Genomic DNA, 21,683 nt, shown 5'->3' on the forward strand with positions numbered 1-21,683 from the left:
ACTCGACGCCCTCAGCCTGATAGAATCGCGTCCTTTTACAGGTCAGCCGTTGAATCCCCATGCGTGATCCAGCCCCCTCGAACTCAGAAATGAAGCGCGTCATAGTCGGCATGTCCGGCGGCGTGGACTCTTCCGTTTCCGCCGTACTGCTCATGGAGCAGGGTTATCAGGTGGAAGGCTTGTTCATGAAGAACTGGGAAGAAGACGACGGAACGGAATACTGCACCGCCCGCGAAGACCTGGCAGATGCCCAGGCCGTGTGCGACAAGATCGGCATCAAGCTGCACACGGCCAACTTCGCAGCCGAGTACTGGGACAACGTCTTCGAGCACTTCCTGGAAGAGTACAAGGCCGGGCGCACGCCGAACCCGGACATCCTGTGTAACCGCGAAATCAAGTTCAAGGCGTTTCTCGACTACGCACTGATGCTCGGCGCCGACCTTATTGCTACAGGCCATTACGTACGCCGCCGTGATATCGATGGACGTACCGAGCTGCTCAAGGGCCTGGACCCGAACAAGGATCAGAGCTACTTCCTGCACGCCGTTGGCGGCGAGCAGATTGCCCGCACCCTGTTCCCGGTTGGCGAGCTGGAAAAACCGGAAGTGCGCGCCATTGCCGAAAAGCACGGCCTGGCCACTGCCAAGAAGAAGGATTCCACCGGAATCTGCTTCATTGGCGAACGCCGCTTCACTGATTTTCTGCGCCAGTACCTGCCCGCCCAGCCCGGCGAAATCAAGACCACCGAAGGTGAAGTCATCGGTCGTCACAGCGGCCTGATGTACCACACCATCGGCCAGCGTCAGGGTCTGGGCATCGGCGGTCTCAAGGATGCCAGCGATGATCCGTGGTACGTGCTGGTCAAGGACCTGGACAACAACGAACTGATTGTCGGTCAGGGTAACGATCACCCCTGGCTGTTTTCCCGTGCGCTGGTCTCTTCGGAAATCTATTGGGTCAACCCGATCGATCTGAGCAGCCCGCGCAGGCTCACCGCGAAGGTCCGTTATCGTCAGGGCGACCAGCCATGCACGCTGGAAAAAACCGCTGACGGTTACCGCGCCACATTCGATGACCCGCAACGCGCCGTCACTCCCGGTCAGTCCGTGGTGTTCTACGACGGCGAAATCTGTCTGGGTGGCGGCGTGATCGAAATTGCCGAACCCTGGACCAGCAAGGACAAGCGTTGATGAGCCCGACTCAGGAACAACTGATCGCTCTGGGTGGTGTATTCCAGGCCGCCGTGCTGGTCGACCGGATCGCCAAGACCGGTCAGATCAGCGAAGCGGCCCTGAGCTGCATGCTCGGCAGCCTGCTGGTGGTCGACCCCAAGGACACACTGGACGTCTTCGGCGGCGACGACCTCAATCTGCACGAAGGCTATCGCGCCATGGCCAGCGCCCTGGAGCGTGACCCGGCCACCTTGCAACGCGAGCCATTGCGCTACGCCCTGTCGATGCTCGGCCTCGAGCGTCAGTTGGCCAAGCGCGATGACCTGCTTGAAGTAATCGGCAAACGCATTCCGGTGATTCAGTCCCAGGTCGAGCATTTTGGCATCGCCCACGAGAACGTGATTGCCGCGACCGGTGCGCTCTATCAGGACACCCTGAGCACCTTGCGCCAGCGCATTCAGGTACAAGGCGACATGCGCAACCTGCAGCAGCCGAACAATGCCTCGAAGATTCGCGGTATTTTGCTGGCCGGTATTCGCTCTGCCCGGCTGTGGCGGCAAGTTGGCGGTCATCGCTGGCAACTGGTGTTCAGCCGCCGCAAGTTGTTGAAAGAACTCTACCCATTGCTGCACGGCTGACCCGCCGCGCGCCAATGACCTTCACCACCCCAGGCACGACGCTGTCTACGCTGGTCAGCGGGCTCCGGTCCGACTGACTTTTCATGTATGATATGCGCCCTTTTCGTCGCCCGACTGTCCGAGAGCATCCCATGCAGCTTTCTTCGCTCACTGCGGTTTCCCCTGTTGATGGCCGCTACGCCGGCAAAACCCAGGCCTTGCGCCCTATTTTCAGCGAATACGGCCTGATCCGTTTCCGCGTGATGGTTGAAGTTCGCTGGCTCCAGCGTCTTGCGGCTCACCCGCAGATCACCGAGGTCCCGACCTTCTCCGCGCAAGCCAACGCCATCCTGGATACCCTGGCCGAAGACTTCTCCGTGGAGCATGCCGAGCGCGTCAAGGAAATCGAGCGCACCACCAATCATGACGTGAAGGCTGTGGAGTATCTGCTCAAGGAGCAGGCTGCCAAATTGCCAGAGCTGGAAAAGGTCAGCGAGTTCATCCACTTCGCCTGCACCAGCGAAGACATCAACAACCTGTCTCACGCATTGATGCTGCGCGAGGGCCGCGACACTGTCGTGCTGCCGCTGATGCGCCAGATCGCCGACGCTATCCGCGAGCTGGCGATTCGCTTCGCAGACGTGCCGATGCTGTCCCGTACCCACGGCCAGCCCGCTTCCCCGACCACACTGGGCAAGGAACTGGCCAACGTCGTCTACCGCCTCGAGCGTCAGATCAGCCAGATCGCGGCAGTCCCGTTGCTCGGCAAGATCAACGGCGCAGTCGGCAACTACAACGCCCACCTCTCTGCCTACGCAGACATCGACTGGGAAGCCAACGCGCGCGCCTTCATCGAAGACGAACTGGGCCTGGGCTTCAACCCTTACACCACGCAGATCGAACCGCACGACTACATTGCCGAGCTGTTCGACGCCATTGCGCGCTTCAACACCATCCTGATCGACTTCGACCGCGACATCTGGGGCTACATCTCGCTGGGCTATTTCAAGCAGCGCACCATCGCTGGCGAAATCGGCTCCTCGACCATGCCGCACAAGGTCAACCCGATCGACTTCGAAAACTCCGAAGGCAACCTGGGCATCGCCAACGCACTGTTCCAGCACCTGGCGAGCAAGCTGCCTGTCTCGCGCTGGCAGCGTGACCTGACCGACTCCACCGTGCTGCGCAACCTGGGCGTCGGCTTTGCCCACAGCGTCATTGCCTACGAAGCCAGTCTCAAGGGCATCAGCAAGCTGGAACTGAACGAACAGCGCATTGCCGCCGATCTGGACGCCTGCTGGGAAGTTCTGGCGGAGCCGATTCAGACTGTCATGCGTCGTTACAACATCGAAAACCCGTACGAAAAACTGAAAGAACTGACACGCGGCAAGGGCATCGGCCCTGAAGCGCTGCAGACTTTCATCGACGGTCTGGACATGCCTGCCGAAGCCAAGGCCGAGCTCAAGAAGCTCACGCCGGCCAATTACATCGGTAACGCAGCCGCTCAGGCCAAGCGCATCTGACACGCAAAAAAATTGCACACGCCCGGCTGTGCCGGGCGTTTTCATTTCAAGGGCTTACACATGAATCCTGATATTCCTCTGCAACTTCTGGGCGGCATCAGTGCTCGCGTTTTCCTGCGTGACTACTGGCAGAAAAAACCGCTGCTGATCCGCCAGGCTCTGCCGGACTTTCAAAGCCCGATCGACGCGGACGAGCTTGCCGGCCTCGCCCTGGAAGAAGAAGTGGAGTCGCGCCTGGTCATCGAAAACGGCGAGCGTCCGTGGGAGCTGCGTCGTGGCCCGTTCGCTGAAGACGAGTTCAGCAAGCTGCCCGAGCGCGACTGGACGCTGCTGGTCCAGGCCGTGGACCAATTCGTTCCGGAGGTCAGTGAGCTGCTGGAAAACTTCCGTTTTCTGCCCAGCTGGCGGATTGACGACGTGATGATCAGCTACGCTGCGCCTGGCGGCAGCGTCGGCCCGCATTTCGACAACTATGATGTGTTCCTGCTGCAGGGACACGGCAAGCGTCACTGGCAGATCGGCCAGATGTGCGATGCAGAAAGCCCGCTGCTGCAGCATGCCGACCTGCGCATCCTTGCCGAATTCGAGAAGACCGAAGAGTGGACGCTGGAACCGGGCGACATGCTTTATCTGCCGCCACGTCTAGCGCACTGCGGCGTCGCCGTCGACGACTGCCTGACCTACTCGGTCGGTTTCCGGGCGCCAAGCGCTGCCGAAGTCCTGACCCACTTCACCGACTTCCTCAGCCAGTTCATCCCGGACGAAGAGCGCTATACCGATGCTGACGCCCAGCCGGTCAGCGATCCTCACCAGATCCAGCATGACGCGCTCGATCGCCTGAAAACGCTGCTGGCCGAGCACATGAGTGACGAACGCCTGCTGCTGACCTGGTTCGGCCAGTTCATGACCGAGCCGCGCTACCCGGAACTGGTGACCGGCCCTGAGCTGGACGAACAGGACCTGCTCGACAGCCTCGAGCAGGGCGCGGTGCTGATTCGTAACCCGAGCGCACGGTTGGCCTGGTCTGAAGTCGACGACGATCTGCTACTGTTTGCCAGTGGCCAGAGCCGCCTGCTGCCGGGCAGTCTGCGTGACCTGCTCAAACTGATCTGTGCCGCCGATGCGTTGCACAGCGAAAACCTTGGCCAATGGTTGGCCGATGACGAGGGGCGCAATTTGCTTTGCGAACTCGTAAAACAAGGAAGCCTGGGATTTGCCGATGAATAAAGTCACTGTAGCTGTCGCCCAATGGCAGAAGAACAACGCCGATATCCGGCGCATACGCGATTCGGTATTCATTGCCGAACAATCGGTGCCGCCGGAACTGGAGTGGGATGCCGAAGACGCAGGTGCCGTGCACTTTCTTGCGTACGAAGGTGAATATGCGGTGGGCACTGCCCGACTGCTGCCCGATGGCGAGATCGGCCGCTTGTCAGTCCTGAGAGACTGGCGTGGCCTGAAGGTCGGCGAGGCTCTGTTGGGTGCCGTGATCCATGAAGCTGAACAGCGTGGCCTCAAGCCGCTCAAGCTGAGCGCTCAGGTGCAGGCCGTCGAGTTTTATCAGCGCTTCGGCTTTTCGGTTATCAGCGACGAGTTTCTCGAAGCCGGCCTGCCACACGTCGATATGCTCCGCGAAGCGTGATCAACGCGATTATGTAGGCGCTCACCGCGGCACTACATAATGATCGCCCTGCCCTTTTTCGCTCGACACACTCAAGGTCGAACCGAAAAGCGGCAGGGCTTTTTCATGCCTGACCATTCAGCTTGATTGCCTGCAGCCGACACAGTGAGACAATCATGCTTTACGCGCTTACCGCGGAGAATGAACATGTCAGTACGCAACTTGCTCAATGCAGCACTCACCTCGATGCTGATCGTCTTCAGCGCTCACGTCTTTGCGGCGACGGAAGTCGTGCCGCTCAACTACCGCACCAGCGCCGATCTATTGCCGGTCGCCAAATCTTTTCTGGGGGACGAAGGCACCGTCAGCGCCTACGGCAATCAACTGATCGTGAATGCAGAATCACGCAAGATCGAAGAACTTCGCGCCTTGATCTCGCAACTCGATACCGCACCGAAACGCTTGCTGATCAGCGTTGACACCAGCGATAACGCGACGCGCAACAGCAGCGGCTCGCGAGTGATCGAGTACGGTACCGCCAGTCGTGAAGGCGGCGTGCAACAAGTGCAAACCAGCGAAGGCACCCCTGCACTCATTCAGGTTGGCCAGAGCGTACCGCTGACGTCCTCCTCCACGGACGCGTACGGATACTCCCGAAGCGACACCGAGTACCGCAATGTCACCCAGGGGTTTTACGTCACAGCCAGCGTGATGGGCGACACAGTTCACCTGAGCATCAGCACCAATCATGACCGCATGAGCCAGGAGCGCCCTGACGCCGTCAAAGTGCAGAGTACCGACAGCCAGGTGAGCGGCAGACTGGGAGAATGGATCACACTGGCGAGCAACAGCAATGAATCCGTCGCGGATCAGAGTGGCCTGGCGCAACGCTATTCCACCCAGGGTCGTGACGATATGATTTTGCGCGTAAAGGTCGAAACCCTCGAATAGTCTGTGCGGGCTGAAAATCCAATACTTACGGGCCTTTTGATGACTGACCGGTCGACTCCTCACAAATATGTAGTGATTTTAAAAAAGCACTACAAAACGTTTGACGCCCCCTGGAAGTGCGAGGCATGATTGCCTCGCTCCCGCTAATCAGAGGCTTTGCAAAGAGCCTTCGAATCACCGCTCTCACACACCCGAAGAGCCGATTCGTGTCCGCACCGCCCACAAGGCAGTTTGACGAGGTTGCGACTGGAACGAAGTTGTCCCGAGGGACGGAAGCGTAAACGGTAACCCGGCAAGGCCGACGGTGATGCACAACGCCACTGCAGGCCCGACTGTCCACCTGACAGCCTCATGTCCGGACGCCCGCTCTCCCCTCGAGCACATCGTTCACCCGTCGCGACCCACGTAACGTGCGGCTTCAAGCAAACCCCCGGATCAGCGAGCAGCCATCTACCGTGCCTTCGATAAACGAGGCGTTTTGGCGGAGCAGGACTTTCCAACGAGACCTACTTCTAGAGGTTTATCACCATGGCACTGACACGCGAACAACAAATAGCGGCTCTCGAGAAAGACTGGGCTGAAAATCCGCGCTGGAAAAACGTGACCCGTACTTACTCCGCTGCAGATGTGGTGCGCCTGCGCGGCTCGGTTCAACCCGAACACACCTTTGCACGACTGGGTGCAGACAAGCTGTGGAATCTGGTGACCCAGGGTGCCAAACCGTCCTTTCGACCGGACAAGGATTTCGTCAATTGCATGGGCGCTCTCACTGGCGGCCAGGCCGTGCAGCAGGTCAAGGCCGGTATTCAGGCCATCTACCTGTCCGGCTGGCAGGTCGCTGCCGACAACAACTCTGCCGAGTCCATGTACCCGGATCAGTCGCTGTACCCGGTCGACTCGGTGCCGACCGTGGTCAAGCGCATCAACAACTCGTTCCGCCGTGCCGACCAGATCCAGTGGAAAGCCGGCAAGGCGCCGGGCGACGAAGGCTACATCGACTACTTCGCCCCGATCGTGGCAGACGCGGAAGCCGGATTCGGCGGTGTACTCAATGCCTATGAGCTGATGAAAAGCATGATCGAAGCCGGCGCCGCCGGGGTGCACTTCGAAGATCAACTGGCTTCAGTGAAGAAATGTGGCCACATGGGCGGCAAGGTGCTGGTCCCGACTCAGGAAGCCATACAGAAACTGGTCGCTGCACGCCTGGCCGCCGACGTGGCCGGTGTACCGACCATCATTCTGGCCCGGACTGACGCCAACGCTGCCGACTTGCTGACATCCGATTGCGATCCGTACGACAAGCCATTCGTGACCGGCGAACGGACCCATGAGGGGTTCTACAAGGTTCGCGCCGGCCTCGATCAGGCCATCTCACGCGGCCTGGCGTACGCGCCCTACGCCGATCTGATCTGGTGCGAAACAGCCAGGCCGGACCTCGACGAGGCACGCCGCTTCGCCGAAGCGATCAAAAAGGAATACCCGGATCAGTTGCTGTCCTACAACTGCTCGCCGTCCTTCAACTGGAAGAAAAACCTCGACGACGCAACCATTGCCAAATTTCAGCGCGAGCTGTCGGCCATGGGTTACAAGCACCAGTTCATCACCCTGGCGGGCATTCACAACATGTGGCACAGCATGTTCAATCTGGCGCACGACTACGCCCGCAACGACATGACCGCCTACGTGAAGCTGCAGGAGCAGGAGTTTGCCGACGCTGCCAAGGGCTACACCTTCGTCGCCCACCAGCAGGAAGTGGGCACCGGCTATTTCGATGACATGACGACCGTGATCCAGGGCGGCGTATCGTCGGTAACCGCACTGACCGGCTCGACCGAAGAAGAGCAATTCCACTGATACACCGCGCAACGCGTTGAAAAGACAGGCCGTCCGTAAGGGCGGTCTGTCTTTTGTGTAAGAAGGTGCCGGTATTGATTTCGGACAATATGCAGTTGCCGGGCGAATGCTACAAAAGGCGCACTTTATAAGCAGTACCGTTACCCACTATGCGCCGACTACCGCACTCTGAACTATCAAGGCCCCTTCAAATGATATTAATTATCATTCAAATTGCCTTTCCTTACATTTCGTGCTCCAGAAACATAATTAACGAAATCCCCGCTGACGCCCGCCTGGCAGGCCCTGCAGCCTCCGTGAAAGGCCTTGGGCAATTGATTCCTTAAATAAATTTGATGTAGAAAATTTACTTGCCAACTGTTTGCACATAAAATCAATCCGTTGACCGCACTGCGACATTTCGTCACTGCCTCGACTCTTTATCAAGCACAGAGACCTTTGCTCTCTAACAAGGACTGACAGCATGCCCGAATCGACAGGTCTGATTGCCCACAACTGGGGCTTCGCCATTTTCCTTTTGGGTGTTGTCGGCCTTTGCGCCTTCATGCTCGGTCTGTCCAGCCTGCTCGGAAGCAAGGCCTGGGGCCGCAGCAAGAACGAACCTTTCGAATCCGGCATGCTGCCTACCGGCAGTGCACGCCTGCGCCTCTCCGCAAAATTCTATCTGGTCGCGATGCTTTTCGTGATCTTTGACATTGAAGCCCTTTTTCTCTTTGCCTGGTCTGTGTCCGTTCGCGAAAGCGGCTGGACCGGATTCGTCGAAGCTCTCGTTTTCATAGCAATTCTGTTGGCAGGTCTTGTCTACCTATGGCGGGTTGGCGCTCTTGACTGGGCTCCTGAAGGTCGCCGTAATCGGCAAGCGAAGCTGAAACAATGAGGCTTTGGCGATGCAATATAATCTCACCAGGATCGACCCGGACGCTCCTAACGAGCAGTACCCCATCGGCAAACGAGAAACCGTTTCCGATCCGTTAGAAGATCAAGTCCACAAAAACATCTACATGGGCAAGCTGGAAGACGTGCTGAACGGTGCGGTCAACTGGGGACGTAAAAACTCCCTGTGGCCCTACAACTTCGGCCTGTCGTGCTGCTATGTGGAAATGACCACCGCCTTCACGGCCCCCCACGACATCGCGCGCTTTGGCGCTGAAGTCATCCGGGCGTCGCCACGGCAGGCGGATTTCATGGTTATTGCCGGTACCTGCTTCATCAAGATGGCGCCGATCATCCAGCGTCTCTACGAGCAAATGCTCGAACCCAAGTGGGTTATTTCCATGGGTTCGTGTGCCAACTCCGGTGGCATGTACGACATCTACTCAGTGGTCCAGGGGGTGGACAAATTCCTTCCCGTGGATGTCTACGTGCCCGGCTGCCCGCCCCGCCCCGAGGCGTTTCTGCAAGGCTTGATGCTGTTGCAGGAATCCATCGGCAAGGAGCGTCGCCCTCTTTCCTGGGTCGTTGGCGATCAAGGCGTGTATCGCGCCGAGATGCCGTCGCAAAAGGAACAGCGCCGCGAACAGCGTATTCAGGTGACCAACCTGCGCAGCCCCGACGAAGTCTGATCCAGCCCGTTCTTCTTATAAAAAAGACAAGAACCGGGGTTGATTCTGTACGTTGACCGAAGTGATTGAGACCTATGACTGCAGACAACGCTCTGTACATCCCGCCTTACAAGGCTGACGACCAAGATGTCGTCGTTGAACTGAATAACCGTTTTGGTGCAGAGGCTTTCACTGCCCAGCAGACTCGCACCGGCATGCCCGTGCTGTGGGTCGAGCGCGCCAGACTGTTTGAAATTCTGACGTTCCTGCGCAACGTGCCCAAGCCCTACTCCATGCTTTATGACCTGCATGGCGTGGACGAGCGACTGCGCACAAACCGCCGTGGCCTGCCCGGCGCAGACTTCACCGTGTTCTATCACCTGCTGTCGATCGAGCGAAACAGCGACGTGATGATCAAGGTCGCGCTTTCCGAAAGCGACCTGAGCGTACCGACGATTACCAGCATCTGGCCCAACGCCAACTGGTACGAGCGTGAAGTCTGGGACATGTTCGGCATCGACTTCCCAGGCCACCCGCACCTGAGCCGCATCATGATGCCGCCGACCTGGGAAGGCCACCCGCTGCGCAAGGACTTCCCTGCCCGTGCAACGGAATTCGATCCGTACAGCCTGACCCTCGCCAAACAGCAACTGGAAGAAGAAGCCGCACGCTTCCGTCCGGAAGACTGGGGCATGAAACGCTCTGGCGCCAACGAGGACTACATGTTCCTCAACCTGGGGCCGAACCACCCTTCTGCTCACGGTGCGTTCCGTATCATTCTGCAACTGGACGGCGAAGAAATCGTCGATTGCGTTCCGGACATCGGCTACCACCACCGTGGTGCCGAGAAAATGGCCGAACGCCAGTCCTGGCACAGCTTCATTCCCTATACCGACCGTATCGATTACCTGGGCGGGGTGATGAACAACCTGCCTTATGTGCTCTCGGTCGAGAAGCTCGCAGGCATCAAGGTGCCGGAAAAGGTCGACGTCATCCGCATCATGATGGCCGAGTTCTTCCGTATCACCAGTCACCTGCTGTTCCTGGGTACCTACATTCAGGACGTGGGCGCCATGACACCGGTGTTCTTTACGTTCACCGACCGCCAGAAAGCCTACACCGTGATCGAAGCGATTACCGGCTTCCGTCTGCACCCTGCCTGGTACCGCATCGGCGGCGTCGCTCACGACCTGCCGCGCGGCTGGGAAAAACTGGTCAAGGACTTCGTCGACTGGCTGCCCAAGCGTCTCGACGAATACACCAAGGCTGCGCTGCAGAACAGCATCCTCAAGGGTCGTACCGTCGGCGTTGCCGCCTACAACACCAAGGAAGCCCTCGAGTGGGGCGTCACCGGTGCAGGCCTGCGCTCCACCGGTTGCGACTTCGACCTGCGCAAGGCTCGCCCTTACTCGGGCTACGAGAATTTCGAATTCGAAGTGCCGCTGGCCGCCAATGGCGATGCCTATGACCGCTGCATGGTCCGCGTCGAAGAGATGCGCCAGAGCATCAAGATCATCGACCAGTGCATGCGCAACATGCCGGAAGGCCCGTACAAGGCGGATCACCCGCTGACCACGCCGCCGCCGAAAGAGCGCACCCTGCAGCACATCGAAACCCTGATCACGCACTTCCTGCAGGTTTCGTGGGGCCCGGTCATGCCGGCCAACGAATCCTTCCAGATGATCGAAGCGACCAAGGGTATCAACAGCTATTACCTGACGAGCGACGGCGGCACCATGAGCTACCGTACCCGGATCCGCACCCCGAGTTACCCGCACCTGCAGCAGATCCCTTCGGTGATCAAAGGCAGCATGGTCGCGGACTTGATCGCGTACCTGGGTAGTATCGATTTCGTTATGGCCGACGTGGACCGCTAAGCATGAATAGCCCGCTAATCCAGACAGACCGTTTCGCCCTGAGCGAAACCGAGCGCTCGGCCATCGAGCATGAGATGCATCACTACGAGGACCCGCGCGCGGCGTCCATCGAAGCCCTGAAAATTGTTCAGAAGGAACGCGGCTGGGTGCCCGACGGCGCCATTTACGCGATCGGCGACCTGCTGGGCATCCCTGCCAGCGACGTCGAAGGCGTTGCCACCTTCTACAGCCAGATCTTCCGCCAGCCGGTCGGGCGTCACATCATTCGCGTCTGCAACAGCATGGTGTGCTTCATCGGCGGCCACGAAAACGTGGTCGACGAGATCAAGAGCTCACTGGGCATCGGCCTGGGTCAGACCACCGCCGACGGTCGTTTCACACTGTTGCCGGTCTGCTGCCTCGGCAACTGTGACAAGGCGCCGGCCGTGATGGTCGACGACGACACTTTCGGCGATGTACAGCCTGCTGGCGTTGCCAAGATGCTGGAGGGTTACCTATGACCATCACTTCCTTCGGCCCTGCCAACCGCATTACGCGCACGGCAGAAACCCATCCGCTGACCTGGCGTCTGCGCGACGACGGCGAGCCGGTCTGGCTCGACGAGTACCAGACCAAGGACGGCTACGCGGCAGCGCGCAAGGCGCTGACGCAACAGGCGCCTGACGATATCGTCCAGTCGGTCAAGGATTCCGGCCTCAAGGGCCGCGGCGGCGCAGGCTTCCCCACCGGTGTGAAGTGGGGCCTGATGCCCAAAGACGAGTCCATGAACATCCGCTACCTGCTGTGCAACGCGGACGAGATGGAGCCCAATACCTGGAAAGACCGCATGCTGATGGAGCAACTGCCCCATCTGCTGGTCGAGGGCATGCTGATCAGTGCCCGCGCGCTGAAAGCCTATCGTGGCTATATCTTCCTGCGCGGCGAATACGTCACCGCGGCCAAGCACCTCAATCGCGCAGTGGCGGAAGCCAAGGCTGCCGGTTTGCTGGGCAAGAACATTCTCGGCACCGGGTTCGACTTCGAACTGTTCGTGCACACCGGTGCCGGTCGCTACATCTGCGGCGAAGAAACCGCGCTGATCAACTCGCTGGAAGGCCGCCGCGCCAACCCGCGCTCCAAGCCACCCTTCCCTGCGGCAGTGGGCGTGTGGGGCAAGCCGACTTGTGTGAACAACGTCGAGACCCTGTGCAACGTGCCTGCCATCGTCAACAACGGCAACGACTGGTACAAGTCGCTGGCCCGCGAAGGCAGTGAAGACCACGGCACCAAGCTGATGGGTTTCTCCGGCAAGGTCAAAAACCCCGGTTTGTGGGAGCTGCCTTTCGGCGTACAGGCTCGCGAACTGTTCGAAGACTACGCCGGCGGCATGCGCGATGGCTTCAAGCTCAAGTGCTGGCAACCCGGAGGCGCCGGTACGGGTTTCCTGCTGCCGGAGCATCTGGACGCCCAGATGTATGCAGGCGGTATCGCCAAGGTCGGCACCCGTATGGGGACTGGGCTGGCGATGGCGGTCGACGATTCGGTCAACATGGTCTCGCTGCTGCGCAACATGGAAGAGTTTTTCGCTCAGGAGTCCTGCGGCTTCTGCACGCCATGCCGCGACGGTTTGCCATGGAGCGTGAAAATGCTTCGCGCCATCGAGAACGGTCAGGGTCAGCCGGGGGATATCGAAACCCTGCTGGGTCTGGTCAATTTCCTCGGCCCTGGCAAGACCTTCTGTGCCCATGCACCGGGCGCCGTTGAACCCTTGGGCAGTGCGATCAAGTATTTCCGTTCCGAGTTCGAAGCCGGTATCGCGCCAGCCAGCGCAACCACGCTCGTTCCGGGCAAAAGTCCGACAGTGGTCGGCGCATAACAAGACACAACGGTCGGCGGCTGTTCGGGCTGCCGTCCTCGTACCTGCTGACGCCCTCCGGGCTGAACGATACGGGTACTACCGAGATTCCATTAGCCACGCCCGCTGACAACGGGCCAACGAAGACCTTTGAACCATGGCTACTATTCACGTAGACGGCAAAGCGCTCGAAGTCGATGGTGCAGACAACCTGTTACAGGCATGTCTGTCGCTGGGCCTCGATATTCCTTATTTCTGCTGGCACCCCGCCCTTGGCAGCGTTGGCGCCTGTCGCCAGTGCGCGGTCAAGCAGTACACGGACGAGAACGACACACGCGGTCGTATCGTCATGTCCTGCATGACGCCAGCCACCGACAACACGTGGATTTCCATCGAAGACGATGAGTCCAAGGCCTTCCGGGCCAGTGTCGTCGAATGGCTGATGACCAACCACCCGCATGACTGCCCGGTCTGCGAGGAAGGCGGTCACTGCCACCTGCAGGACATGACGGTGATGACCGGCCACAACGAGCGCCGTTATCGCTTCACCAAGCGTACCCACCAGAATCAGGAACTGGGGCCGTTCATCGCGCACGAGATGAACCGCTGCATCGCCTGTTATCGCTGTGTACGCTTTTATAAAGACTACGCGGGCGGCACCGACCTGGGCGTCTACGGCGCCCATGACAACGTGTACTTCGGTCGCGTTGAAGATGGCACGCTGGAAAGCGAGTTCTCCGGCAACCTCACCGAGGTCTGCCCGACCGGTGTGTTCACGGACAAGACCCACTCTGAGCGCTACAACCGCAAGTGGGACATGCAGTTCTCTCCAAGCATCTGCCACGGCTGTTCCAGTGGCTGCAACATCAGCCCGGGCGAACGCTACGGTGAATTGCGCCGCATCGAAAACCGTTACAACGGCTCGGTCAACCAGTACTTCCTCTGCGACCGCGGACGTTTTGGCTACGGCTATGTCAACCGCAAGGATCGCCCGCGTCAGCCATTGCTCGTCGACGGTCAGGTCAAACTGAGCCTGGACGAGGCGCTGGACAAGGCGGCGGACCTGCTGCGCGGCCGTAACATCGTCGGTATCGGCTCTCCTCGCGCCAGCCTTGAAAGCAACTACGCGCTGCGTGAGCTGGTGGGTGCCGAGCATTTCTACAGCGGTATCGAAGCCGGTGAGCTGGAGCGTATCAGGCTGATCCTCAAGGTCCTGAACGACAGCCCGCTGCCGATCCCTACCCTGCGTGATATCGAAGATCACGATGCCATCTTCGTCCTCGGTGAAGACCTGACCCAGACAGCGGCGCGTATGGCCCTGGGCTTGCGCCAGGCCGTCAAAGGCAAGGCAGAAGACATGGCAGCGGCGATGAAAGTCCAGCCGTGGCTCGATGCAGCCGTGAAGAACATCGGTCAGCACGAACTGAATCCGCTGTTCATCGCCAGCCTCGCCGAGACCCGTCTCGACGACGTGGCGGAGGAATGCGTACATGCAGCGCCCGATGATCTGGCGCGTATCGGTTTTGCCGTGGCTCATGCCCTGGACGCCAGCGCACCTGCCGTCGAAGGACTGGACAGCGAGGCGCTGGAACTGGCGCAACGCATTGCCGACGCACTGCTGGCTGCCAAACGACCGCTGATCATTTCCGGCAGTTCGCTGGGTTCGACAGCGCTGATCGAAGCTGCTGCCAACATCGCCAAGGCCTTGAAGCTGCGCGACAAGCAGGGTTCCATCAGCCTGATCGTGCCTGAAGCCAACAGCATGGGCCTGGCGATGTTCGGCGGCGAGTCCGTAGATGCCGCGCTGCAAGCCGTGATCTCCGGCAAGGCCGACGCTATCGTGGTGCTGGAAAACGATTTGTATCGTCGTGTGGACGCCAGGATCGTCGACGCCGCGCTGAGCGCTGCGAAGGTCGTGATCGTCGCTGACCATCAGAAAACCCCGACCAGCGACCGCGCCCACCTGATCCTGCCAGCTGCCAGCTTCGCTGAAGGCGACGGCACACTGGTCAGCCAGGAAGGCCGCGCCCAACGCTTCTTCCAGGTCTTCGATCCGACCTATCTGGATGCCAGCATTCTGGTTCACGAAGGCTGGCGCTGGTTGCATGCCCTGCGTGCCACCTTGCTGAACAAGCCGGTTGACTGGACGCAACTCGACCACGTCACCGAAGCCTGCGCCGGCAGCACGCCGCAGCTGGCGGGTATCGTCAACGCCGCGCCGTCTGCGTCGTTCCGCATCAAAGGCCTGAAACTGGCTCGCGAACCGCTGCGTTATAGCGGCCGTACCGCGATGCGAGCCAACATCAGCGTGCATGAGCCGCGCACCTCGCAAGACATCGACACAGCGTTCTCGTTCTCCATGGAAGGCTACTCGGGCTCGGCCGAGCCTCGTCAGCAGGTGCCATTCGCCTGGTCGCCAGGCTGGAATTCGCCGCAGGCCTGGAACAAGTTTCAGGACGAAGTCGGTGGTCACTTGCGTGCTGGCGACCCGGGCACTCGCCTGATCGAAAGCCAGGGCGATGGTCTGTCGTGGTTCTCCAGCGTGCCACGCGCGTTCTCTCCAGAGCGCGGCACCTGGCAGGTCGTACCGTTCTTCCACCTGTTCGGCAGCGACGAAACCTCGTCTCTGGCCGCGCCGGTTCAGGAACGCATCCCGCAGGCCTATGTCGCAGTGGCCAAATCCGAAGCCGATCGCCTCGGCGTCAACGACGGTGCCCTGCTCTCCTTGAGCATCGGCGGCGAAACGCTGACCTTGCCGTTGCGCATCAGCGAAGAACTGGGCGCGGGCCTTGTGGCATTGCCGGCAGGACTGCCTGGCATTCCGCCGGCACTCTTCGGCAAATCCGTTGACGGTCTGCAGGAGGCAGCGCAATGACCTGGTTTACCCCTGATGTGATCGACGCAATCATTGCAGTGGTCAAGGCCATTGTGGTGTTGCTGGCCGTCGTGGTCTGCGGTGCGCTGCTGAGCTTTGTGGAACGTCGTCTGCTGGGCTGGTGGCAGGACCGTTATGGTCCGAACCGCGTGGGTCCGTTCGGCATGTTCCAGATCGCAGCCGACATGCTGAAGATGTTCTTCAAGGAAGACTGGACCCCACCGTTCGCCGACAAGGTGATCTTCACCCTGGCGCCGGTGGTTGCCATGAGCGCCTTGCTGATCGCCTTCGCGGTCATCCCGATCACCCCGACCTGGGGCGTCGCGGACCTGAACATCGGTCTGTTGTTCTTCTTCGCCATGGCCGGTCTTTCCGTGTATGCGGTGCTGTTCGCCGGCTGGTCGAGCAACAACAAGTTTGCCCTGCTGGGCAGCCTGCGTGCTTCGGCACAAACCGTGTCCTACGAAGTGTTCATGGGCCTTGCGCTGATGGGTATCGTGGTTCAGGTCGGCTCGTTCAACATGCGCGACATCGTTGAATATCAGGCGCAGAACCTGTGGTTCATCATTCCGCAGTTCTTCGGCTTTTGTACGTTCTTCATCGCAGGCGTGGCGGTGACTCACCGCCACCCGTTCGACCAACCGGAAGCCGAGCAGGAACTGGCTGACGGCTACCACATTGAATATGCCGGCATGAAATGGGGCATGTTCTTCGTGGGCGAATACATCGGGATCATTTTGATCTCGGCGCTGCTGGTGACGCTGTTCTTCGGCGGCTGGCACGGCCCGTTCGACATTCTGCCATCGCTGGCATTCTTCTGGTTCGCCTTGAAAACCGCGTTTTTCATCATGCTGTTCATTCTGCTGCGCGCCTCCATCCCGCGCCCGCGTTATGACCAGGTCATGGATTTCAGCTGGAAGTTCTGTCTGCCGCTGACCCTGATCAATTTGCTGGTGACTGCTGCGATTGTGTTGTTGAACACACCGGCAGGCTCGGTTCAGTGAGGATTTGACCCATGTTCAAATATATTGGTGACATCGTTAAGGGTACGGGTACCCAGTTGCGCAGCCTGGTCATGGTCTTCGGCCACGGCTTTCGCAAGCGCGACACCCTGCAATACCCCGAAGAGCAGGTTTATCTTCCGCCCCGCTACCGTGGCCGCATCGTTCTGACCCGCGACCCCGATGGTGAAGAGCGCTGCGTGGCGTGCAACCTGTGTGCGGTAGCCTGCCCGGTCGGCTGCATTTCGCTGCAGAAGGCCGAGACAGAGGACGGACGCTGGTATCCCGACTTCTTCCGCATCAACTTTTCGCGCTGCATCTTCTGCGGCCTGTGCGAAGAAGCCTGCCCGACGACCGCGATCCAGCTAACGCCGGACTTCGAGATGGCCGACTTCAAGCGTCAGGACCTGGTGTACGAGAAGGAAGACCTGCTGATCTCCGGACCCGGCAAGAACCCTGACTACAACTTCTATCGCGTTGCCGGTATGGCCATCGGCGGCAAGCCCAAGGGCTCCGCACAGAATGAAGCCGAGCCGATCAACGTCAAGAGCTTGCTGCCTTAAGGAAGTAAAGATGGAATTCGCTTTCTACTTCGCATCCGGTATCGCTGTTGTGTCCACCCTGCGGGTGATCACCAACACGAACCCGGTGCACGCCCTGCTCTACCTGATCATCTCGCTGATCGCCGTAGCAATGACGTTCTTCAGCCTCGGCGCGCCGTTCGCCGGTGTGCTGGAAGTCATTGCCTACGCGGGCGCGATCATGGTCCTGTTCGTGTTTGTGGTGATGATGCTCAACCTCGGCCCGGCCTCGGTTCAGCAGGAACGTGCCTGGCTCAAACCCGGCATCTGGATCGGCCCGGTCATTCTCGGCGCGCTGTTGCTGGCCGAGTTGCTGTATGTGCTGTTCGCCAACCCGACCGGCGCTGGTGTCGGTCACACCACGGTCGACGCCAAGGCAGTCGGCATCAGCCTGTTCGGGCCCTATCTGCTGGTGGTGGAACTCGCCTCGATGCTGTTGCTTGCAGCAGCCATCACGGCCTTTCATCTGGGCCGCAACGAGGCCAAGGAGCCAAGCCAATGAATGCTATCCCTCTTGAGCACGGTCTGGCGGTCGCCGGGGTCCTGTTCTGCCTGGGTCTGGTCGGCCTGATGGTGCGCCGTAACATTCTCTTCGTGTTGATGAGCCTGGAAATCATGATGAACGCCGCTGCACTGGCGTTCGTCGTGGCCGGCAGCCGCTGGGGGCAACCGGACGGGCAGGTGATGTTCATCCTGGTGATCAGCCTTGCGGCAGCCGAGGCCAGTATCGGCCTGGCGATCCTGATGCAACTGTATCGCCGCTTCCACACTCTCGATATCGATGCTGCCAGCGAGATGCGCGGATGAATCTTCTCTTTCTGACTTTCGTATTCCCCCTCATCGGCTTTCTGCTGCTGTCGTTCTCCCGTGGACGCATCTCGGAAAACCTCGCTGCGCTGATCGGCGTCGGCTCCATCGGCCTGTCAGCCATCGTCACGGCCTGGGTCATCTGGCAGTTCAACGTGGCGCCACCCGAAGGCGGTCACTACACCCAGGTGCTGTGGCGCTGGATGGATGTCGATGGCTTCCAGCCCAACTTCGCGCTGTATCTGGACGGACTGTCCGTCACGATGCTGGGCGTCGTGGTTGGCGTCGGCTTCCTGATCCACCTGTTCGCGTCCTGGTACATGCGCGGTGAAGCGGGCTACTCGCGCTTCTTCTCCTACACCAACCTGTTCATTGCCAGCATGCTGTTCCTGATCCTGGGCGACAACCTGCTGTTCATCTACTTCGGTTGGGAAGGCGTGGGCCTGTGCAGCTACCTGTTGATCGGTTTCTATTACAGCAACCGCAACAACGGCAACGCAGCGCTCAAAGCGTTCATCGTCACCCGTATCGGTGACGTGTTCATGGCTATCGGCCTGTTCATCCTGTTCCAGCAGCTGGGCACGCTCAATGTGCAGGAACTGCTGGTCAGGGCGCCGGAACACTTCAAGGTCGGCGATTTCTGGATCGTGCTGGCGACGTTGATGCTGCTGGGCGGTGCGGTCGGTAAATCTGCACAGCTGCCACTGCAAACCTGGCTGGCTGATGCGATGGCCGGTCCTACTCCGGTTTCGGCGCTGATCCACGCAGCAACCATGGTCACGGCGGGCGTTTACCTGATCGCGCGTACTCACGGCCTGTTTGCACTGGCACCTGACATTCTGCATCTGGTCGGCATTGTCGGCGGCGTCACGCTGGTTCTGGCGGGTTTCGCCGCACTGGTACAGACCGACATCAAGCGTATCCTCGCCTACTCGACCATGAGCCAGATCGGCTACATGTTCCTGGCACTGGGTGTCGGCGCCTGGGAAGGCGCGATCTTCCACCTGATGACCCACGCCTTCTTCAAGGCGCTGCTGTTCCTTGCTTCCGGTGCGGTGATCGTTGCCTGCCACCACGAGCAGAACATCTTCAAGATGGGCGGCCTGTGGAAGAAACTGCCATTGGCCTACGCCAGCTTCATCGTCGGTGGCGCTGCTCTTTCCGCCCTGCCGCTGCTGACGGCGGGCTTCTACTCCAAGGACGAAATTCTCTGGGAAGCATTTGCCAGCGGTAACAACGGTTTGCTGTATGCCGGTCTGGTGGGCGCGTTCATGACGTCGCTGTACACCTTCCGTCTGATCTTCATCGCGTTCCATGGTGAAGCCAAGACCGAAGCACACGCAGGTCACGGCATCGCTCACTGGCTGCCACTGTCGGTGCTGATCGTGCTGTCGACATTCGTCGGCGCGCTGATCACGCCGCCCCTGGCCGGTGTGCTGCCGCAGAGCGTCGGCCATGCCGGTGGCGAAGCCAAACACAGTCTGGAGATCGCTTCCGGCGCCATCGCGCTGGCCGGTATCCTGCTGGCAGCGTTGCTGTTCCTCGGCAAGCGCCGCCTGGCGACGGCTATCGCCAACAGCGCTCCGGGCCGTTTCCTTTCGGCCTGGTGGTTCGCGGCCTGGGGCTTCGACTGGATCTACGACAAGCTGTTCGTCAAGCCGTATCTGGCGATCAGCCATGTACTGCGTAGCGACCCGTTCGACCGCACCATCGGCTTGATCCCACGTCTGGTCAAAGGCGGTCATGACACCATGAGCCGCACCGAGACCGGCCAGTTGCGTTGGTATGCTGCCTCGATCGCCGTGGGTGCCGTTCTGGTACTCGGTGCCGTCGTTCTGGTTGCGATCTGATATGAACCTTGCGAATTTGCGAAAGGAATTGAGCCCGTCATGATTCTGCCCTGGCTAATCCTGATCCCCTTCATCGGCGGCCTGCTGTGCTGGCTGGGTGAGCGCTTCGGCTCTACCCTGCCGCGCTGGATTGCGTTGCTGACAATGACCCTGGAACTGGTTCTCGGCCTCTGGCTGTGGGCTACCGGCAACTTCGGCTACGCGCCGGTGCCGGGTGCCGATCCGACCTGGACCCTGGAATTCCACCACCCGTGGATCACCCGCTTCGGCATCGACGTGCATCTGGCACTCGATGGCCTGTCGCTGCTGATGATCCTGCTGACCGGCCTGCTGGGCGTGCTGTCGGTGCTGTGCTCGTGGAAGGAAATCCAGCGCAAGGTCGGTTTCTTCCACCTTAACCTGATGTGGATCCTGGGCGGTGTCGTCGGCGTATTCCTCGCCATCGACCTGTTCATGTTCTTCTTCTTCTGGGAAATGATGCTGGTGCCGATGTATTTCCTCATCGCGCTCTGGGGTCACAGTTCTTCGGATGGCAAGAAAACCCGTATCTATGCGGCCACCAAGTTCTTCATCTTCACTCAGGCCAGCGGCCTGATCATGCTGGTGGCGATCCTGGGTCTGGTGCTGGTGCACTTCAATCAGACCGGCGTGATCACCTTTGCCTACGCCGACCTGCTGAAGACCAAACTGGCACCGGGCACCGAGTACATCCTGATGCTGGGCTTCTTCATTGCCTTCGCCGTCAAGCTGCCGGTGGTGCCATTGCACTCCTGGCTGCCGGATGCGCATGCCCAGGCACCGACCGCAGGCTCCGTCGACCTGGCGGGTATCCTGCTGAAGACGGCGGCTTACGGCCTGCTGCGCTTTGCCCTGCCGCTGTTCCCCAACGCATCGGCCGAGTTCGCACCGATTGCCATGACGCTGGGCCTGGTCGGTATCTTCTACGGCGCATTCCTCGCGTTTGCCCAGACCGACATCAAGCGTCTGATCGCGTTCTCCAGCGTTTCGCACATGGGCTTCGTACTGATCGGTATCTACTCGGGCAGCCAGCAAGCCCTGCAAGGCGTACTGATCCAGATGATCGCCCACGGTCTGTCGGCCGCGGCACTGTTCATTCTCAGTGGTCAGTTGTACGAGCGTCTGCACACTCGCGACATGCGTGAGATGGGCGGTCTGTGGTCACGCATCGCCTACATCCCGGCCATCAGCCTGTTCTTTGCCGCCGCCTCTCTGGGTCTGCCGGGCACCGGCAACTTCGTCGGCGAGTTCCTGATTCTGCTGGGCAGCTTCGCCAGCTCACCATGGATCACGGCGATCGCCACCTCCGGTCTGGTGTTTGGTTCTGTCTACTCGCTGATCATGATCCACCGCGCCTACTTCGGCCCGTCGAAGTCCGACGAGGTTCTGAAGGGCATGGACGGACGGGAAATGATCATGGTGCTGGGCCTTGCCGTGTTGCTGGTCGTGCTCGGGGTGTTCCCGCAGCCGTTCCTCGACACATCGGCGGCGACCATGCATGGCGTGCAGCAATGGCTAGGCACTGCCTTCACTCAACTCGCTTCGGCCCGGTAAGAGCGCT

Annotated in this window: 19 protein-coding genes; all 19 read left to right on the forward strand. The window is 60.0% G+C overall.

The features are described 5' to 3' along the window. The first annotated feature begins 59 nt into the window (after positions 1 to 59). The 19 genes from mnmA (at position 60) to nuoM (ending at position 21,676) form a co-directional block, all read left to right on the forward strand. Positions 60 to 1,190: a tRNA 2-thiouridine(34) synthase MnmA gene (gene mnmA, locus P406_RS03960; RefSeq protein WP_024649772.1), complete on the forward strand. Its 1,131-nt coding sequence runs from the start codon at positions 60 to 62 to the stop codon at positions 1,188 to 1,190. Next, positions 1,190 to 1,810: a high frequency lysogenization protein HflD gene (hflD, locus tag P406_RS03965; protein WP_003417603.1), complete on the forward strand. Its 621-nt coding sequence runs from the start codon at positions 1,190 to 1,192 to the stop codon at positions 1,808 to 1,810. Before mnmA ends, hflD begins: the two co-directional genes overlap by 1 nt. Before the next feature lie 131 nt (positions 1,811 to 1,941). Then, positions 1,942 to 3,312, forward strand: a complete 1,371-nt coding sequence (purB, locus tag P406_RS03970; protein ID WP_046235396.1) for an adenylosuccinate lyase — start codon at positions 1,942 to 1,944, stop codon at positions 3,310 to 3,312. 60 nt (positions 3,313 to 3,372) lie between these two features. Then, positions 3,373 to 4,539 carry a ribosomal protein uL16 3-hydroxylase gene (locus P406_RS03975; RefSeq protein WP_003405098.1) on the forward strand — a complete coding sequence of 389 codons (1,167 nt, stop codon included), beginning with the start codon at positions 3,373 to 3,375 and terminating at the stop codon, positions 4,537 to 4,539. Next, the gene (locus P406_RS03980; RefSeq protein WP_003317965.1) at positions 4,532 to 4,954 is read left to right on the forward strand and encodes a GNAT family N-acetyltransferase; all 423 of its coding nucleotides are present in this window, start codon (positions 4,532 to 4,534) and stop codon (positions 4,952 to 4,954) included. The genes P406_RS03975 and P406_RS03980 overlap by 8 nt, the downstream gene beginning before the upstream one ends. Before the next feature lie 186 nt (positions 4,955 to 5,140). After that, a complete protein-coding gene (locus tag P406_RS03985; protein WP_046235397.1) occupies positions 5,141 to 5,884 on the forward strand; it encodes a secretin N-terminal domain-containing protein in 744 nt (247 codons plus the stop codon). A gap of 528 nt (positions 5,885 to 6,412) precedes the next feature. After that, the gene (gene aceA, locus P406_RS03990; RefSeq protein WP_016568452.1) at positions 6,413 to 7,738 is read left to right on the forward strand and encodes an isocitrate lyase; all 1,326 of its coding nucleotides are present in this window, start codon (positions 6,413 to 6,415) and stop codon (positions 7,736 to 7,738) included. A gap of 463 nt (positions 7,739 to 8,201) precedes the next feature. Beyond that, the gene (locus P406_RS03995; protein WP_002554011.1) at positions 8,202 to 8,615 is read left to right on the forward strand and encodes an NADH-quinone oxidoreductase subunit A; all 414 of its coding nucleotides are present in this window, start codon (positions 8,202 to 8,204) and stop codon (positions 8,613 to 8,615) included. A gap of 10 nt (positions 8,616 to 8,625) precedes the next feature. Beyond that, complete coding sequence (locus P406_RS04000; RefSeq protein WP_002554012.1) at positions 8,626 to 9,300, forward strand: NuoB/complex I 20 kDa subunit family protein; 675 nt, start codon at positions 8,626 to 8,628, stop codon at positions 9,298 to 9,300. A gap of 74 nt (positions 9,301 to 9,374) precedes the next feature. After that, complete coding sequence (gene nuoC, locus P406_RS04005) at positions 9,375 to 11,156, forward strand: NADH-quinone oxidoreductase subunit C/D (protein ID WP_046235398.1); 1,782 nt, start codon at positions 9,375 to 9,377, stop codon at positions 11,154 to 11,156. Between the two features lie 2 nt (positions 11,157 to 11,158). Next, complete coding sequence (nuoE, locus tag P406_RS04010) at positions 11,159 to 11,656, forward strand: NADH-quinone oxidoreductase subunit NuoE (RefSeq protein ID WP_002554014.1); 498 nt, start codon at positions 11,159 to 11,161, stop codon at positions 11,654 to 11,656. Beyond that, positions 11,653 to 13,011 (forward strand): NADH-quinone oxidoreductase subunit NuoF, encoded by a 1,359-nt coding sequence (gene nuoF / locus P406_RS04015; protein WP_003395689.1) that lies wholly within the window; start codon positions 11,653 to 11,655, stop codon positions 13,009 to 13,011. The genes nuoE and nuoF overlap by 4 nt, the downstream gene beginning before the upstream one ends. A 136-nt stretch (positions 13,012 to 13,147) precedes the next feature. Further along, the gene (gene nuoG / locus P406_RS04020) at positions 13,148 to 15,865 is read left to right on the forward strand and encodes an NADH-quinone oxidoreductase subunit NuoG (protein WP_003417610.1); all 2,718 of its coding nucleotides are present in this window, start codon (positions 13,148 to 13,150) and stop codon (positions 15,863 to 15,865) included. Then, entirely contained in the window at positions 15,862 to 16,869 is a 1,008-nt protein-coding gene (gene nuoH, locus P406_RS04025; protein ID WP_003411662.1) for an NADH-quinone oxidoreductase subunit NuoH, read from the forward strand. The genes nuoG and nuoH overlap by 4 nt, the downstream gene beginning before the upstream one ends. A gap of 11 nt (positions 16,870 to 16,880) precedes the next feature. Continuing rightward, positions 16,881 to 17,429 (forward strand): NADH-quinone oxidoreductase subunit NuoI, encoded by a 549-nt coding sequence (gene nuoI, locus P406_RS04030; RefSeq protein ID WP_002554018.1) that lies wholly within the window; start codon positions 16,881 to 16,883, stop codon positions 17,427 to 17,429. Positions 17,430 to 17,439: 10 nt separating this feature from the next. After that, complete coding sequence (gene nuoJ / locus P406_RS04035; RefSeq protein WP_003317979.1) at positions 17,440 to 17,949, forward strand: NADH-quinone oxidoreductase subunit J; 510 nt, start codon at positions 17,440 to 17,442, stop codon at positions 17,947 to 17,949. Continuing rightward, positions 17,946 to 18,254: an NADH-quinone oxidoreductase subunit NuoK gene (gene nuoK / locus P406_RS04040; RefSeq protein ID WP_003317980.1), complete on the forward strand. Its 309-nt coding sequence runs from the start codon at positions 17,946 to 17,948 to the stop codon at positions 18,252 to 18,254. Before nuoJ ends, nuoK begins: the two co-directional genes overlap by 4 nt. Next, the gene (nuoL, locus tag P406_RS04045) at positions 18,251 to 20,104 is read left to right on the forward strand and encodes an NADH-quinone oxidoreductase subunit L (protein WP_046235399.1); all 1,854 of its coding nucleotides are present in this window, start codon (positions 18,251 to 18,253) and stop codon (positions 20,102 to 20,104) included. The genes nuoK and nuoL overlap by 4 nt, the downstream gene beginning before the upstream one ends. A gap of 39 nt (positions 20,105 to 20,143) precedes the next feature. Then, entirely contained in the window at positions 20,144 to 21,676 is a 1,533-nt protein-coding gene (gene nuoM, locus P406_RS04050) for an NADH-quinone oxidoreductase subunit M (RefSeq protein WP_002554022.1), read from the forward strand. Positions 21,677 to 21,683 lie beyond the last annotated feature (7 nt).

The organism is Pseudomonas syringae pv. coryli str. NCPPB 4273 (assembly GCF_000972175.1).
Taxonomy (GTDB): domain Bacteria; phylum Pseudomonadota; class Gammaproteobacteria; order Pseudomonadales; family Pseudomonadaceae; genus Aquipseudomonas; species Aquipseudomonas syringae.